This window comes from Mesorhizobium sp. WSM4871, from assembly GCF_055811295.1.
This window is the reverse complement of sequence record NZ_JBVVPU010000018.1, coordinates 1-15,395: the sequence shown is the minus strand read 5'-3', so window position 1 is coordinate 15,395 and position 15,395 is coordinate 1. Positions and strand designations below refer to the sequence as shown.

Annotated in this window: 15 protein-coding genes; 7 read left to right on the top strand and 8 right to left on the bottom strand. The window is 64.3% G+C overall.

The window, feature by feature from the left end:
* Positions 1-12: 12 nt before the first annotated feature.
* Positions 13-1,200: an amidohydrolase family protein gene (locus AC0L2H_RS29080; protein ID WP_473593338.1), complete on the top strand. Its 1,188-nt coding sequence runs from the start codon at positions 13-15 to the stop codon at positions 1,198-1,200.
* Positions 1,201-1,222: 22 nt separating this feature from the next.
* On the opposite strand, the gene AC0L2H_RS29075 is transcribed toward AC0L2H_RS29080, so the two are convergent.
* On the bottom strand, positions 1,223-1,807 hold the full coding sequence (locus AC0L2H_RS29075; protein ID WP_473593337.1) for an amino acid synthesis family protein: 585 nt from the start codon (positions 1,805-1,807) through the stop codon (positions 1,223-1,225).
* Positions 1,804-2,388: an amino acid synthesis family protein gene (locus tag AC0L2H_RS29070; protein WP_473593336.1), complete on the bottom strand. Its 585-nt coding sequence runs from the start codon at positions 2,386-2,388 to the stop codon at positions 1,804-1,806. Before AC0L2H_RS29070 ends, AC0L2H_RS29075 begins: the two co-directional genes overlap by 4 nt.
* Positions 2,389-2,667: 279 nt before the next feature.
* Between AC0L2H_RS29070 and AC0L2H_RS29065 the strand changes: the two genes are divergently transcribed.
* The 6 genes from AC0L2H_RS29065 (at position 2,668) to AC0L2H_RS29040 (ending at position 9,287) form a co-directional block, all read left to right on the top strand.
* The gene (locus AC0L2H_RS29065) at positions 2,668-3,645 is read left to right on the top strand and encodes a BMP family lipoprotein (RefSeq protein WP_473593335.1); all 978 of its coding nucleotides are present in this window, start codon (positions 2,668-2,670) and stop codon (positions 3,643-3,645) included.
* Between the two features lie 87 nt (positions 3,646-3,732).
* Entirely contained in the window at positions 3,733-5,304 is a 1,572-nt protein-coding gene (locus AC0L2H_RS29060) for an ABC transporter ATP-binding protein (RefSeq protein WP_473593334.1), read from the top strand.
* Positions 5,301-6,344, top strand: coding sequence for an ABC transporter permease (locus AC0L2H_RS29055; RefSeq protein WP_473593333.1), 1,044 nt, complete (start codon positions 5,301-5,303; stop codon positions 6,342-6,344). The genes AC0L2H_RS29060 and AC0L2H_RS29055 overlap by 4 nt, the downstream gene beginning before the upstream one ends.
* On the top strand, positions 6,332-7,318 hold the full coding sequence (locus tag AC0L2H_RS29050; protein ID WP_473593332.1) for an ABC transporter permease: 987 nt from the start codon (positions 6,332-6,334) through the stop codon (positions 7,316-7,318). The genes AC0L2H_RS29055 and AC0L2H_RS29050 overlap by 13 nt, the downstream gene beginning before the upstream one ends.
* Before the next feature lie 11 nt (positions 7,319-7,329).
* Complete coding sequence (locus AC0L2H_RS29045; protein WP_473593331.1) at positions 7,330-8,343, top strand: nucleoside hydrolase; 1,014 nt, start codon at positions 7,330-7,332, stop codon at positions 8,341-8,343.
* Between the two features lie 11 nt (positions 8,344-8,354).
* Entirely contained in the window at positions 8,355-9,287 is a 933-nt protein-coding gene (locus AC0L2H_RS29040; RefSeq protein ID WP_473593330.1) for a nucleoside hydrolase, read from the top strand.
* A gap of 276 nt (positions 9,288-9,563) precedes the next feature.
* Here AC0L2H_RS29040 and AC0L2H_RS29035 read toward each other — a convergent pair whose 3' ends face one another.
* The 6 genes from AC0L2H_RS29035 to AC0L2H_RS29010 form a co-directional block, all read right to left on the bottom strand.
* The gene (locus AC0L2H_RS29035; RefSeq protein ID WP_473593329.1) at positions 9,564-12,242 is read right to left on the bottom strand and encodes an ATP-binding protein; all 2,679 of its coding nucleotides are present in this window, start codon (positions 12,240-12,242) and stop codon (positions 9,564-9,566) included.
* Between the two features lie 262 nt (positions 12,243-12,504).
* Positions 12,505-12,987 carry a nucleoside deaminase gene (locus tag AC0L2H_RS29030; RefSeq protein ID WP_473593379.1) on the bottom strand — a complete coding sequence of 161 codons (483 nt, stop codon included), beginning with the start codon at positions 12,985-12,987 and terminating at the stop codon, positions 12,505-12,507.
* A 69-nt stretch (positions 12,988-13,056) separates the two neighbouring features.
* Positions 13,057-13,308 (bottom strand): carboxymuconolactone decarboxylase family protein, encoded by a 252-nt coding sequence (locus AC0L2H_RS29025; protein WP_473593328.1) that lies wholly within the window; start codon positions 13,306-13,308, stop codon positions 13,057-13,059.
* A gap of 88 nt (positions 13,309-13,396) precedes the next feature.
* Complete coding sequence (locus tag AC0L2H_RS29020) at positions 13,397-14,299, bottom strand: sugar phosphate isomerase/epimerase family protein (protein WP_473593327.1); 903 nt, start codon at positions 14,297-14,299, stop codon at positions 13,397-13,399.
* A gap of 211 nt (positions 14,300-14,510) precedes the next feature.
* Positions 14,511-14,966: a DUF1801 domain-containing protein gene (locus AC0L2H_RS29015; RefSeq protein WP_473593326.1), complete on the bottom strand. Its 456-nt coding sequence runs from the start codon at positions 14,964-14,966 to the stop codon at positions 14,511-14,513.
* 19 nt (positions 14,967-14,985) lie between these two features.
* The coding region (locus tag AC0L2H_RS29010) for a DUF1801 domain-containing protein (RefSeq protein ID WP_473593325.1) at positions 14,986-15,395 on the bottom strand (410 nt) is incomplete at its 5' end.

The following is a 15,395-nucleotide window of genomic DNA, read 5'->3' as shown; positions in this document are numbered from 1 at the left end:
AACGAGGTGCCGATGTCGCCCGACCAGAAACCCAACACGCTTGTCGTGCGCAACATCGGCCTGATGCTTTCCGGCGATCTCGCCCAGCCGATCCTGGACGCCGACACGATCGTCGCGGTCGACGGCAAGATCACCGCCATCGGCAAGGTTGGCGCGCTTGACGTCGGCGCCCCCGACACCGTGATCGACGCCGGCGGCTCGGCCGTCGCGCCCGGGCTTATCGACAATCACGTCCACCCGGTGGCCGGCGACTGGACGCCACGGCAGAACCAGATCGGCTGGATGGATTCGACCGTGCATGGCGGGGTCACCACCATCGTCTCGGCGGGGGAGGTCCACACACCTGGCCGCCCGCGCGACCTGGTCGGGTTGAAGGCATTGGCCATCGCGGCACAGCGGACCTTCTCCAATTTCCGTCCGAACGGCATGAAGGTCTTGGCCGGCGCGCCGATCCTGGAGCCCGGCCTGACCGAGGAGGATTTCCGCTATTTGGCCGAAGCTGGTGTGACGCTGATCGGCGAAGTCGGCCTCGGCGGCGTCAAGGACGGACCGACCGGCCGGCAGATGATCGCCTGGGCGCGAAAATACGGCATGACCTCGATGACCCATACCGGCGGGCCGTCCCTACCCGGCTCCGGCCGCATCGGTGCGGATACGGTGCTCGAGGTCGACGCCGACATTGTCGCCCACGTCAATGGCGGACCGACAGCGCTCCCCGAAGCGGAAATCCGGCAGATCTGCGAAAAAGGCTCGCGGGCGCTGGAAATCGTCCACAATGGCAATCTGCGTACCGGCCTCTTCGTGCTCGGCCTCGCCACGGAGCGCGGCGAACTTTCGCGCATCGTGCTTGGCACCGATAGCCCGGCCGGATCCGGCGTGCAGCCGCTCGGCATATTGCGGACCCTGACCATACTGGCCTCGCTGGGTGGCGTCGCGCCGGAAGTGGCGTTCTGCTTTGCCAGCGGCAACACGGCGCGCGTGCGCGGACTGCATGATCGCGGCATGATCGAGGTCGGCCGCGCCGCCGACCTGATCTTCATGGACCAGGCGATCGGCGGCGCCGGCGATGGGCTGCTCGACAGCGTGTCGCAGGGCAACCTTCCGGGGATCGGAATGGTCGTCATCGACGGCGTGGCGCGGACCGGCCGGAGCCGCAACACCCCACCGGCAATGCGGGTGCCTGAAGTTGTCACCGCTTGAGACGTTTAGGGTGCGCTGAGATTCAGCTGACACCGTCCTTGCCGACGATCTTCTCCTTGGTCAGGCCGCCGACGCGCGGATGCGGCCTGCCGGAATCGGTCACGGCGATGGCAACGACGATCTCGTCGGCACGCGGCGCGTCGGGCACGCGAACCTCCATGCCGTCGAAATGGCTGCGCACCCGCGCCGCGTCTTTGTGGCCGAGCGGAATGTCGAGCGGCACGCCGGGGCCGCCCCGCTTCTTCGACGAGGGAATGAGTGCGGCGCCCTTGCCGAGCACATCACGGAACGGGGCGCCAAGCTTGGGGTGAAGGATGGCCGCGGCGTGTTCCAGTTCGCCATCGGCGCCGACCGCGGCTGCCTTGCCGAAGCTCTCGACCCGGTCGCCGGGAATGCCTAGCGCGGCGACCGCGCGCTTCGGCAAGATCTCGCCCAGTTCCTCGCCGATGTCGCTCAACGCCGACAGATCCTCGACATAGCCGCCCACATAGGGGTTGCGGATCACGGCAATGGCCGCCGCGCGGCGGGTCGGCGGATCGACGGGACGGCCGCCCTCGCTCAAGGTTTCCTCGACAATGGTGATGATCCGGCGAATTTCCGCGCTCATCTCAATCCGTCCTCGCCCTTGATATCGGCGGCGGCAAGGCCGCCCACCCGCGCATGAATGCGCGCACCGGTCGTCATCGCCAGGATGACCGCCATCTCGTCGCTTCGCGGTGCATCGGTGATGCCGACCTCGATCGCATCGAAATGGCTGCGCACATAGGAGGCGTTGATGTGCGTGATCGGAATGTCGATCCGCGTGCCGGGGCCGCCGACCTTCTTGGTCGAGGGCACGATCGCCTTGGCGTCTCCAAGCAGCTCGCGCATCGCGTAGCCGCCCGGATTGTGCCAGAGCGCACCGTGTTCGAGCTCACCGGCAGCACCGACGATGGCGCCCTTGCCATAGCCTTCGATCGCCGAGGCGCCCTCGCCGATGGCCTCGATCAGACGTCGAGCCATATCGAGGCCGAGCGGCTTCAGGTCGTCCATGAAGCCGGTGATCTCTTCGACGTAACGCCCGGCAAAAGGATTGGCGATCACGGCGACGACCGCGCCGCGCTTGAGCGGGTGCGCCGCAACGGGGCCGCCCTCATGGAATATCTCCTCGACCTGAACCAGAAATTTCCTGACGACCACAGCCGGCATTTGTCCGCTCTCTCTTCCCGTCGTTTGCTAACTCGTTAGAGTATCAACAATTATCCCCGACAGCCATTTGTCAAGCTTCGACATCGGGCAAGCGAAAAAAGGCACAACGAAACTGCCTCGCATGGCGATTGACAGCCTGCGGGGCCGCTCATAAAGTCATATGACCATCAACGAAAATAGCCGCTGTCTCGGCACTATGCGCGGATGGTCAAGGCGTGGCTTGAAAAGCTGAAAAAGCTGAAGGGGAATGACATGAAAAGGGCGCTCAAGAGTTTATTCATGGCTGGCACGATGCTTGCCATCTCGTTCGGATCCGCCGCAGCGCAGGACAAGGTGTCCATCGCCGCCATTTCCGGGTATTTCGCACAGGGCTTCGGTGTTTCCATCGTCAATGGCCTCAACAAGGCCAAGACCGATTTCGGCATAGACCTCAAACTGGTCGACACCGGCAATCGCGCGCTCGATTACGAAGAGCAGTTCGAGAACCTGGCCAGGGCCAAGCAGTACAACCTCATCTTCGTGATGGGCTGGGAACTGGTGGATTCGTTGCAGAAGGTCGCCAAGGAATATCCCGACCAGCGCTTCGTGTTCATCGATGGCGTGCTCGACAATCCCAACATGATCTATGCCAATTTCGCGGAGGAGCAGGGATCCTTCGTCGCCGGTGCGCTGGCCGGCATGATCGAGGCCAAGGGCAGCGAATTCCCCAAGATCGGTGACGGCAAGGCGATCGGCTTCGTCGGCGGCCGCGACATCCCGGTGATCCGCAACTTCCTCGGCGGCTACGAACAAGGCGCCAAATATGCGGCGCCCGACGTGAAGGTGAACTCCGTTTTCGCCGGCACCTTCGACGATCCGGCCAAGGGCAGCGAGCTTGCCCAGGCGCTTTACGGCCAGGGCGCCGACATCGTCTACAACGTTGCCGGCCCGACGGGTGAAGGCGTCATGCAGGCAAGCGCGGCGGCCGACAAATATTCGATCGGCGTCGATATCGACATGTGCGGCTCGGCACCCGGAAACGTGCTCGCAAGCATGCTGAAACGCGGCGATATCGCCGTCTACACGCTGATCAAGGACGAGGTCGAGGGCCGCAAGGTCACCGCCGGCACCCGCACCTTCGACCTCGCTTCGGGCGGCGTCGAAGTCAAGGTCTGCGACGACATCGCCCCGACGATCCCGGCCGACGTGACGACCAAGCTGGACGAGATCAAGAAGGGCATCCTCGACGGCAAGATCGAGATTGCCAAGGCGAAGTAAGACAACAACAGCGCATCCTCCCAAGAAAGCGCTACGCTGGTTCGCCGCGGCTTGCCGCGACGAACCAGCGTCCAATATGCGAGAGCCATGGTGTCGAACGCCGGGTCGCCGACCCTTCACATGAAAGCCGAGATGGCCGTCGCATTGACGGGCATCACCAAGCGTTTCGGCGCGTTCGTTGCCAATGACGGCATCGACCTTGCCGTGCGTCGGGGCGAAATCCACGCCATCATCGGCGAGAACGGCGCCGGCAAGACGACGCTGATGAACATCCTGTTCGGGCTGCTGCAGCCGGATGAAGGCTCGATCCGTCTGAACGGCGAGGAAACTGACGTCACCGACCCGGCCGTAGCCATCAAGGCGGGGCTCGGCATGGTGCATCAGCATTTCAAGCTGGTCCCCTCGCTCTCGGTCGCCGACAACGTCTTTCTCGGCATGGAGATCCGTCGCCATGGCATGATCGACCACGCCGCGCAGATTGCGCGCACGCGCGAACTGTCCAAGCGGTTCGGGCTGCAGGTCGATCCGACCGAGCGCGTCGGGCTGCTCTCGGTCGGCATTGAGCAGCGTATCGAAATCCTGAAGGTGCTGGTGCGCGGCGCGCGCACCATCATCCTCGACGAGCCTACCGCGGTGCTGACGCCACAGGAGAGCCGCGAACTGTTCCAGACGCTGCGCAGCTTCGTGGCGGAAGGCATGACGGTGATCTTCATTTCGCACCATCTGGAAGAGGTGATGGAGGTCTCCGACACGGTGACGGTTCTGCGCAACGGCAAGAAGGTGGCGACGCGCCCGACGGCCGAGCTCAACAAGGACGAGTTGGTGCGCATGATGGTCGGCCGCGAGGTCAGCTTCGACCGCCGGCCGCGCACGCCCTCGCGAGGCGATGTCGTGCTCGATGTCAACGAATTGTGGGCGCGCGACGACCGCAGGCTGCCGGCGCTGCGTAATGTCAGCTTCACGGTCCGCTCCGGCGAGGTGGTGGGGATCGCCGGCGTTGCCGGCAACGGACAAACGGAGCTGGCTGAGGTGCTTTCGGGCCTCAGGCCGGCAAGCCACGGCTCAGCGCGGCTGAAGGGCCGGAATCTAACCACGCTCTCCCCCAGGGAAATACGCGACGCCGGTCTCGCCCACGTTCCGGGCGACCGGATGGTGCGCGGTGTCGACCGCAACGCATCGATTGCTGCAAACATGCTGATGGGCCGGCAGCACCGCGCGCCATGGAGCAGCAGCGGCGTGCTCAACTGGACCGCCATCAGCCAGAATGCCTCCAGGCTGATCAAGGATTTCGACATTCGCGCGCAGGGACCGAGCGACGCCGTGAAGCGGCTTTCGGGCGGCAATATCCAGAAGGTCGTGCTGGCGCGCGAATTCACCAATGGCGCCGATTTCCTGCTGATCGACCAGCCGACCCGCGGCGTCGACATCGGTGCGCAGGAGGCCATCCATGATGAGATCATGCGCCAGCGCGCCGCCGGTCGCGCCATCCTCTTGATATCCGTGCAGCTCGACGAACTTGCCGCCCTTGCCGACCGCATCCTGGTGATGTTCAACGGGCGGATCATGGGCGAGGTCGCCGGCGACGGCGCGGACGAAGATCGTATTGGCATGATGATGGCCGGCGTGGCCGCGCCTGAACGCGTTGCGGAGCCGGCATGATCAGGGATCGCTTGCGTGAGGTTTCCGGCCAGATCATCGCCATCGCCGTGGCGCTGGTCCTGGGTGCGATCATCATTCTCCTGGTCGGCGAAAGCCCGGTGCGTGTTTTGACGACGCTGCTGCGCGGCGCCTTCGGCGACCAGGAAAAGATCGCCGGCACCTTGCTGCAGACGACGCCGATCCTGATCTGCGGCGTCGCCGCCTGCATCGGCCTGCGCGGCGGCATGTTCAATGTCGGCATCGAGGGCCAGCTTTTCCTCGGCGGCTTCGCCGCCGCCTGGGTCGGCTTCGCGTTTGCCTTGCCTCCCGGCATTCACATGCTGGCGGCCTTGGCATTGGCGGTTGCGGCGGGTGCTGCCTGGGTCGCCATTCCCGCCTATTTCCGCGCCCGCTACAACACCAACGAGGTCGTCTCGACCATCCTTTCGAATTACGTCGCAGTGCTGCTCACCTCCTATTTCACGATCTTCCTGTTCAAGCGACCAGGCGGCTGGTCGGAGACGCCGCCGATCCTGGCGACGGCCTATCTGCCGGAACTCTTCAGCTTCTCGCGGTTGAACTGGGGCCTGGTCATTGGCCTGGTGCTGGCGCTCGGCGCGGCCTTGGTCTTTCGCTACACCAGCTGGGGTTATGGCGTGACGATGGTCGGCTCGGCGCCGAAATTCGCCGAATATGGCGGCGTCAACGTGAAACGACAGGGTTTTGTCGTCCTGCTGCTTTCGGGCGCCGTCGGCGGCCTGGCCGGTGGCATCGAGACGCTCGGCGTCCATCACCGGTTCATGGAGGGCTTCGCTCCGGGTTTCGGCTTCGACGGATTGATCGCCGCACTGCTCGCCAACGGCTCGCCGGTCGCCACCATCTTCACCGCGCTGTTCTTCGGCGCGCTACGCAGCGGATCGCTGCTGCTCGAAGTCGATACCAGCGCGTCGCGCGAGGTCATCACCGTGATCCAGGCGCTGATCATCCTCAGCGTGTCGGCGCAGGTCCTGGTCAGGCGCCGCGGCGACAGCCAGGCCGGGGAGCGGCGATGGAAATTCTAGACAAGCTCGTCAATGTCGCGCTGATCGCGGCGACGCTGCGGACCACCGCACCCATTCTTCTGGTCGCGCTCGGAGGCTCGTTCACCACCAAGGCCGGCATTTTCAACATCGGCCTCGAAGGCCAGATGCTGGCAGGCGCATTCTTCGCCGTCCTCGGCTCGATCTGGACGGGTTCAGCACTGCTGGGGGTCGCTTGCGGCGTCGCGGCGGCGCTCATCTTCGCCCTGGTTTTCGCCGTCCTGGTGGTGAGTTTCCGGGCCAATGAGGTGGTCGTCGGGCTGGCGCTCAACATCCTTGCCGGCGGCATGACGATCTCGCTGATGAAGGCGATCTTCGGCACGCGCGGTTCGATCGTCGGTCAAGGTATCGTCGGCCTGCCGAAGGTTCAGCTGCCCGGCGCCCGCGACCTTCTCGGTTCCTGGGCGCCGCTGATCTCCGGCTTCACGCCGATCGTCTATGTCGCCTTCATCGCGGTGCCGCTGCTGGTGCTGTTCTACAACCGCACCCGGCTCGGGCTCTATATCCGCGTCGTCGGTGAAAAGCCCGAAGCGGCCGAGGCGCTCGGCATCTCGATCACGCGTGTCCGTTACACCGCCTCGTTGCTGTGCGGATTGCTGGCCGGCCTCGCCGGCGCGCATCTGTCGCTCGGCTACATCACCATGTTCACCGAAAACATGTCGTCGGGCCGCGGTTTCATGGCTGTCGCCATCCTGATTTTCTCCAATGGAGATCCGCTGAAGGTGCTGGCCGGCTGTCTGCTGTTCGGCTTCGCCGATGCCTTCTCGCTGCGCCTGCAGACATTCGGCTATCCCTCCTACCTGGTTCTCACGGTGCCCTATGTCGTGGCGCTCACGGCGCTGTTCGCGCTCTCCTATCGCGCGCGGCCGAAGGTCATCACCGAGACGTTGGCCTCGATGCAGAGATTGTTGTCGACGGACAAGAACATCGGGCCTGACGGCAAACACCCCTCATGAAGGAATTTTCAATGGAACGCATAATCCTCGACGTGGATTCTGCCGGCGACGACATACTCGCCGTGCTGTTTGCCGCGGCGAATCCAAACCTGAAGCTTGAAGGCGTGACCACCGTGACCGGTGCGGCCGGCCCGATCGAGCAGGTCACCAACGTTGTCCTCAACACGCTGGCGCTTGCCGGACGCGACGACATCGCGGTTCATGCCGGCGCCTGGCGACCGATCGTCGGCAATGCCAAGGCAGATATGGAGGCGCCGGTCCATTTCGAAAAACGGCTCGTTGCCCGCTTCGGCGACCGCCTGAAGAAATTCAATCCGCCCGCACCTGCCCCGTCGCGTCAGGCAACGCCAGGGCACGCCGTCGACTTCATCATCGACACGGTGATGGCCAATCCCGGCGAGATCACGCTGGTGACGACGGGGCCGCTGACCAACGCGGCAATGGCGCTGTTGCAGGAGCCCCGGCTGACGGCCGCGCTCAAACGCCTGCTGGTGCTTGGCGGCAATTTCCGGACGCCGGGCAACATCACACCGCTGTCGGAGTACAACATCTGGGCCGACCCCGAGGCGTCGCGCATCGTGCTGAACGCCGATGTCGACAAGATCCTCGTGCCGCTCGACATCTGCGAGGACAACCGCGTCGCCGCATCGATGCTGACGCGCGACGACATCGCCGACATGCAGGCGCTCGCCAAGGACAATCCCGTCTTCGACATGATCGCCGACAGCTTCCCGATCTATATCGACATCTGGCGCGAGTTCTTCGATCTGGTCGGCTTCCCGATGGACGATGTGATCACCGTGGCGCTGGCGTTCGATCCTGGCCTTGCCACCATGAGCGAGCCGCTGTTCGTCGATGTGGTGCTGGACGGGCGTATCGCGCGCGGACAGACCGTCGCCCATCGCGGCCGGCAATTGCTGCCCGGTGGCGGGCCGAAGACCACGCGCATCTGCACCGACCTCGACGGCCGGCGCTTCCTCAACATGTTCAAGCAGACCGTCGCGCGGTACGAGCGGGCGGCGTGAGAAATGAAACGATGACCATTGCAACTCCCATCCTGTTCGATTGCGATCCCGGCCACGATGACGCCATTGCGCTGGTCATGGCGCATCGCTCGCCGGCCATCAAGCTGCTCGGCGTCACCACGACTTGCGGCAACGCCGAGGTCGAGAAGACGACGGCCAACACGCTGCGCATCCTCGAATTCATCGGCGCCGGCGACGTGCCGGTGGCGCAGGGCTGCCACCGCCCGCTGGCGCGGCCCCTGGTGCTCGGCACCGCCGACGGGCCGAGCGGTCTCGAAGGCTCGCCCTATCTGCCGCAGGCAACGATCAAGCCGATCAAGCAGCATGCGGTCGATTTCCTCGCCGATGCGCTGCGCGCTTCGCCCGAACCGATCCTGGTCGTCGCCACCGGACCGCTGACCAATATCGGCCTTTTGATCCTCAAGCATCGCGACGTGCTGCCCAAGATCAAGGAATTGATCTGGATGGGTGGCGTGTTCTACCGCAAGAGCGAGATCATCACGCCGACGGAGTTCAATGCCTTCTGCGATCCGGAAGCGCTGAAGATCGTGCTCGACAGCGGCGTACCGATCCTGATGGTCGGCCTCGACGTCACCATGCAGGTGCTGATCGAGGCGCCGCAATATGCCGAGTTGGCGACGATCGACACGCCGCTCGGCCGGCTCGTCAACGACTGGCTGCTGTTCTACGAGAAGCTGCACCGCAACTCGATGGGCGTCGGCGGAGCCATGCACGATCCGCTCGTGCTGGCCCTGGCGATCGATCCGACATTAGTGCGCACGCGTCCCGCCCATATCGGCGTCGACCTGTCCGGCAGCTACGCATTCGGCGCGACCGTCGCCGATTTCTGGGGCGAGCGGGGCGAAAAGGAAAATGCCCGCATCGCGCATGAGGTCGATGCGGACCGTTTCTTCAAACTGATGTTCGACCTGCTGCGGGATTAGGCGACACGGCCACTTCCTGATCATTGCATGGATCGCTAAGGGGCGGCGCGTCCGGCTTGAAGGTGCGCACATCCGCCGACGGCGCGCGATTTCGGCGCCGTCAGCGGCTTCCTGTGCCTCACCCCAGTGCCCCTGTTCCTTCGGATCAGGAAGGCGTGGATGGATCTTGGGGGATCTTCCACGCTGCAAGACCAACTCTATGCATGCCGGCCGGCCCGCAAATCGGTGCCATCACCCATTTTTGGGCGGCCGGTTCCCCAGTTTTCGCGAACTCGCCTAGCTTTCACCGGCTTGCAATGCTTCTGTCGGCGGCAAAAGCCAGGGCTCGCCGCGAAGGCGGAGCAGAATTTCCATCCGATTTGCCGCGCTGAATTTGCCGAGCACGGCGGAAACCTGGTGCTCGATCGTCCGCGGTGAGCGCGACAGGCGCCGTGCCGCCTCCTTGTTGCCCAAACCTTGGGCAATCATTGTGAGCACCTGCTGTTCTTGCCTCGTCAGGCCCAGCGGATGCTGCCTGGCCACGGTGTACGGCCCACGGCGCTGCTTCGGCAGTTGACCGGCGGCTCCGATGCGCTGCGCCAGCTTTCGCGCCAGCACTGCCGCTGGGCGCGCTTCGAGGCCCTCCAATGTCGTCACTGCGCGACCCAGCGCCGCGCCCGCATCGCTTGCGCGGACCTGCATGAGAGCGAGCGCCGACTCATAGGGAAGGCCCAGGCGGGACCATTCGGCCGAGGCCGCCATCGGGTCGCCACGAAGTTCCAATGCTCGTGGCAAGGGAATGCCGGCGGCCGGCACCGACAGCGGTCCCGCCATTCCACAGCGCTGCCACCAGACTGCCAGTTCGCCGATATCCCAGGGACGGAAATTGTCGAGGTCCATTTCGGCGAGGGCCGTCAGTTGCTCGTGGCCGGCGCCGGGCTCCTCGGCAAGCCAGGCGGCCTCGGCCAGCGCCAGGCGAACCGGTATGATGCGTTGAGCCTCGCCGGTCGACAGACCCTCCTGGAGGGCCTGCTCCAGCAGGGCCGCGCCACCAGGCCCACCCAGCCGGACCCGCGCCCTGCCGAGTTCCGTCAGAGCCGGCAGGTGCATCACCATCGGCAGGCGCTCCAGATTCATGACGCCCTGGGCAATCGTCTCGGCCTCGCGAAAGCGGCCCTGCTCGTTACGAAGCTGTGCTTGCCGGCCGAGCAGGTATTGCGCCGCCGAATCGAGGTCATGCCTGGCGCAGTACGCAATGCCTTCCGCGAGCAGCCGTTCGGCCAGGGCGAAGTCCTTGGACACCACCGCGCCTTCGGCGAAGTTCGTATAGGCTCGCGACGCGTGGTCGTGAAACCCGTGTTCGAGCGCCAGCGCAAGGCTTTCCTCCAGTCGTTCGCGACCGCCTGGACGGTCTGCGAACAGGAGAGAGGTGCCGACATTGTTCAAAGCGTGGACGCGTGTTTCGACTTCGCCCAATTGATCGGCCAGCGCGATCGCGCGCGAGCCCCAAGCGATTGCTTCGTCAAAACGATAATGCAGCATGTGGAGCTGCGAGCGCGTGCTGTAGGCCATCGCCAGTTCCGGCCCAGGCGGCAGATTCTCCACTTCACGCACCGCCTGATCCGCGTGGTCTTCAGCCTCCTGCCCCTCTCCGCGGCGCCAGTGGAGACGCGACAGCCAGCGCAGATTGGCGCCGACCTTGTCGATGCGCCCAAGCTCTCGCCAGATCGCAATGGCGCGATGCCGCGCCTCGATGATTTCATCATAGACGAACTGTGACAGACCCGCCTCATAGGCCCAGTCTTCCCAAAGCTGTGCTGCCTGCGCCGACGGCGCCTCTGAAACGTATCCGAGCGCGGTCGCCAGATGTGAAGCCGCCTCGCGATGCGCGCCCAGACGCGCGGCCTGCCGGGCGGCCTGTGGCGCCAGCTCCAGGACGCGTTCGCCGTTGTCGGCGCCCCCGGCATGATGCACCCGTCGCCAAAGCAGGGCGCTCGCCTGCGCCGCCGGAAGCTCGGAGAGCGCTGCTTCGACTTTCGCATGAAGCGACCGTTGGAGAGACGGAGCGAGGCGGTCGAGGGTGGCCTCCCTGGCAAGTTCGTGGCGAAACGTCAGCGCGCCCTGACCATCCCGCCGCAGCAATCCACGCCCCACGCACCGGTCCACGAGAGCTTCGGTCCCGTCCCCGAGAAGTGAGCGGATCAGCCATGGCTCAACGCTGCCCGGCATGATGCTCATGACCTCCAGCACCTCGCGCTCTCCGGGCGTCAGGCGTGAGAGACGCGCCCAGACCGCGTCGCGTATGGAATCGGGCACGCGCCCCGGTTCGGCCTCACTGCTGGACAGAAGTTCGGTGACGAAGAAGGGATTGCCCTCGGTAATGCGATAGAGCTCGTCGGCGGAGCGGCCGGCCTGCTCGGCCAGCACCGTCACTGCCTGGGAAGACAACGGTTCCAGCGTCAGCCGGCGCACCGAGGCCGACGGAAGGTCGCCGAGCACGTGGGTCAGAGGATGATCGGCACTCATCTCGTCTCTGCGCATGCTGAGCACCAGCATGGTGCGGAGCAGGGACACGCGGCGACCGAGATATCTTACCAGGTCAAGTGTCGCATTGTCAGCCCAATGCATATCCTCGAAGATAAGCACGGTCGTGCCCTTGGTGTGCTGAAGCGCACTCAACAACGCCGGGAAAAGCCGCTCCGGCGCCGCGGTCTCCTCGAGCAGCGCCGCCACGCGAGGGTCCAGCAGATGCGCCATGTCCTGAAGAGGACCGAGCGGGCGTGGCGTGAAGAGCGCCTCGCACCAGCCCCACAGCACGCGGCAATTCCCGCCGGCCTCCTGCGCGAATTCGCGCAGGAGCGACGTCTTGCCAACGCCCGCCTCGCCGTCCACCAGAACAGTCCCGCCGTGGCCGGCCGCAGCTCTCTCGACCTGGGCCAGCAGCGTTCCAAGCGGCCCCTCTCGCTCAAGCAGCATAAGAGCTCACACCTCCACAACCTTTGAAGGTACAGCAGTAAGCCTTGAGTGCAACAACGTCATTTCACCTAGGGTGATCGGACTAGCGATCGCATCATGCATATCACTGGCCGCCAATCGCACTCTGACACTGGTATCGGCGTCGAGGAATATCCCGTCAGTTTTGGACCAAACTTGATGGGAGCCAAGAGGCTCTCGTCGCCATGCGCGCATGGCAAGCGAGCAGACCATTCTTCGAACTGATGTTCGACCTGCTCCGGGATTAAGCTGGACCCTGCCAGACACCCTCGTGCAATTTCGCGGCCTCTTCGACCAGCATCGGCCCGATGACCTCGACGATACGCTGACCAGCTTCGAAGACCACCCGGCAGGGCATATCGAGGGTCGGGTTTTCCGGATGATTGCCGGTGATCGCCTTGAGCTCATTTTCGCCGAGCCCATAGACGACCCGGCCTATGCCGGCCCAATAAGCAGCGCCCGCGCACATCGCACAGGGCTCGGCTGACGTGTACATGGTGCATTGGCGCAGGAAAGCAGGCTCGTAGCCCTGCGAGGCCCGGGTCATCAGCACGCGCTCGGCATGACCGGTCATGTCACGGGTCGGATTGAAAGCGTTCTCCTGCTCCATCAGCACGCTGCCGTCTGGCCCGACCAGGATCGCTCCGAAAGGATGATTGCCGGTTTCCTGAGCCCGGATCGCAACCTTGAAGGCCTGGCGAAGAAAATATTCGTGATCAACAGGCATGGTGGCCATTGATTGGTTCTCCCTGTTCGCAGCGCACAAGCTGCGCGATCGGATCACCAATGACAAGATTCAGGATGGCGCCGTGCCGTTCAGGATGTCCTTGACGTTGACAAGCGCATTCCGCACCGCGGCGCCGCCGGCGTAGAAGGTAAGCTGCAGGATTGTCTCGATGATCTGTTCGCGTGTTGCGCCTGCGGCTGCAAGGGCCGCAAGAGCGGGCTCGGCATCATGCAGCCCGAGATACTGCTTGACGACGACGTCCGGGCCGGTCGCCTGATCCCGCCGCTGCCGGACTTCCTGCCCTTGCCAAAGCCGATGCATGTCCTGACGCTGCCGGACCGGTCCGCCGCCCAAAATCAGCTCGTTCGTCGATTTCGTCGTCTGCCGATACGGGCGGCGCTGAGGCCGTCTAGCGTCGCTTGCCGGAACTTGGCCTCGCCTTCGCCGCTTCGATCTGTGATGCGGCGAATTGGCGGGCATGCAAGGCGATCGCGCCGCCGTCGGTCCACAGATCCCGCCAGATCGCCAGATCGTGCGACAACCCGGGCGCCACCACCGCCGACGAGAAGGATTCGAACGTTATCGGCCCGCGGTAGCCAATGTCGTCGAGCGCATGGAAGAAGCCGGTGAAGTCGATATGGCCGGAGCCCAGCAGACCACGATGGTTCTCGCCGATATGCACATAGCCGAGCCGGTCGCCGACCAGATGCAACGGTCGCACCAGGTCGTCCTCCTCGATGTTCATGTGATAGGTGTCGAGGTGGATCAGGATGTTGTCGGCGCCGATGTCGTCGGCCAATTCGAGCGCCTGCCTCGCCGTATTGACGACGTTTGTCTCGTAGCGGTTGCAGACCTCAAGGCCAAGCACGACATCGACTGCCGAGGCAGCCCTGGCAAGATCGCGGAGCACGGAGACAGCATTGGCGCGACCGCGGACGCTTACCGGATAGCCGTATTTGCCGAGGGCGCTGTAGAGCGCGCCGGTGAGCACGCGGCCGCCGAGACCCGCCGTCGCATCGAGCGATGCCTTGAGCAATTGCGCGCCGCGTTCCACCACCGCTGTGTCCTCGTTGGACACGTCCGCGTCGAAGGCGAGGCCGCGCGAGCAGGCGACCTGGAGCCCTGCATCGTCCAGCAAGGTCTTGGCATGAGCGACGTCCAGCCGGTCGAGATCGTGCAGCGACAGTTCGAGAAGGTCGAAACCCGACTCCGAGGTGCGGGCGACGGCGGTTTCGATCGACTGGCGCGACGTGTCGCCAGCCCACACCAGAGCATGAACACCCAACGGGTTTGAGGCAGTTGTTTTGGTCACGAAGGTGCTCCGTTGGTTGCAGCACTACAGGCCCGTTGCCCGTCAGGACGCAAGTATGAACCATAATGGAAAGAATTTGACATGTGGAAAGAAATTTGATTGCAGATGCAACAATTTCTTTCCCGACACGCGCTTGCTGTGCGCGACCGCAGACACCGAGCATGCGCCGACCGGCAGGCGAAGGAGCCGCTTCAAGAGCCGGGGATGCTCATCAAGCGCTCTTTGGCGTCTTCCGGGAACTGGCGGGGCGGGTACGCGCCGAGATGTTCAGTGCCACGGCGGCGCGGATGAGCGCCTTCAACGCCTCTTCATCGATCGCATCGGCTTCATGAATATCGATGGCGCGCCTGGTGTTGCCTTCGAGGCTGGAGTTGAAGAGGCCCGAAGGATCCTCCAGAGAAGCGCCCTTGGCAAAGGTCATCTTCACGACACTCTTGTACGTCTCGCCGGTGCAGATGATTCCGGCATGCGACCACACCGGAACCCCTCTCCACTTCCACTCCTCGACTACTTCTGGATCGGCCTCCTTGATGAGATGTCGAACCTGGGCGAGCGTCTCGCCCCGCCAATCACCCAGCTCCCTGATTCTCGCATCTATCAACTGGGAGGGAGAGCCTTCTCCTTCCGTCGAGCCGCTGTTCTTCATGGCCGTTCTCGCTGTCTTCATGGTTGCCGTCGCTTGCCGCTCACATCCGTTCGCCGGGCAATTGGCTTGCTTGCTTCGCCCAGGCGGCGAACTGGACTTCGTCGAGTTGGTCGTCCTCATGGATGTCGAGATAGCGCACTTCCTTCTGCTTGGACTGGCCGGGAGGAACCGGCTGCAGCGAGGTGCCGCGGAAGAAAGCCACCTTGACGTATCTGGTGAAGCAATGGATGCCGAGGAACCAGCCCTGGCCCTCGATGCCATAGAAGGGCGAGTTCCATTTGACCGCTTTATGCACGCCGGGGACAGCGCGCGTGATGAGCGCGTCGAGGCGGCGGCCGACGTCGCTTTTCCAGCCCGGCATGGCCGCGATATAGGCCTGCACGGGGGCATCCCCATAGGCCTTCGCGATCTGGGGGTTGCCGCCCGAGAGGAGGGCGGGCTTGCCGGGGG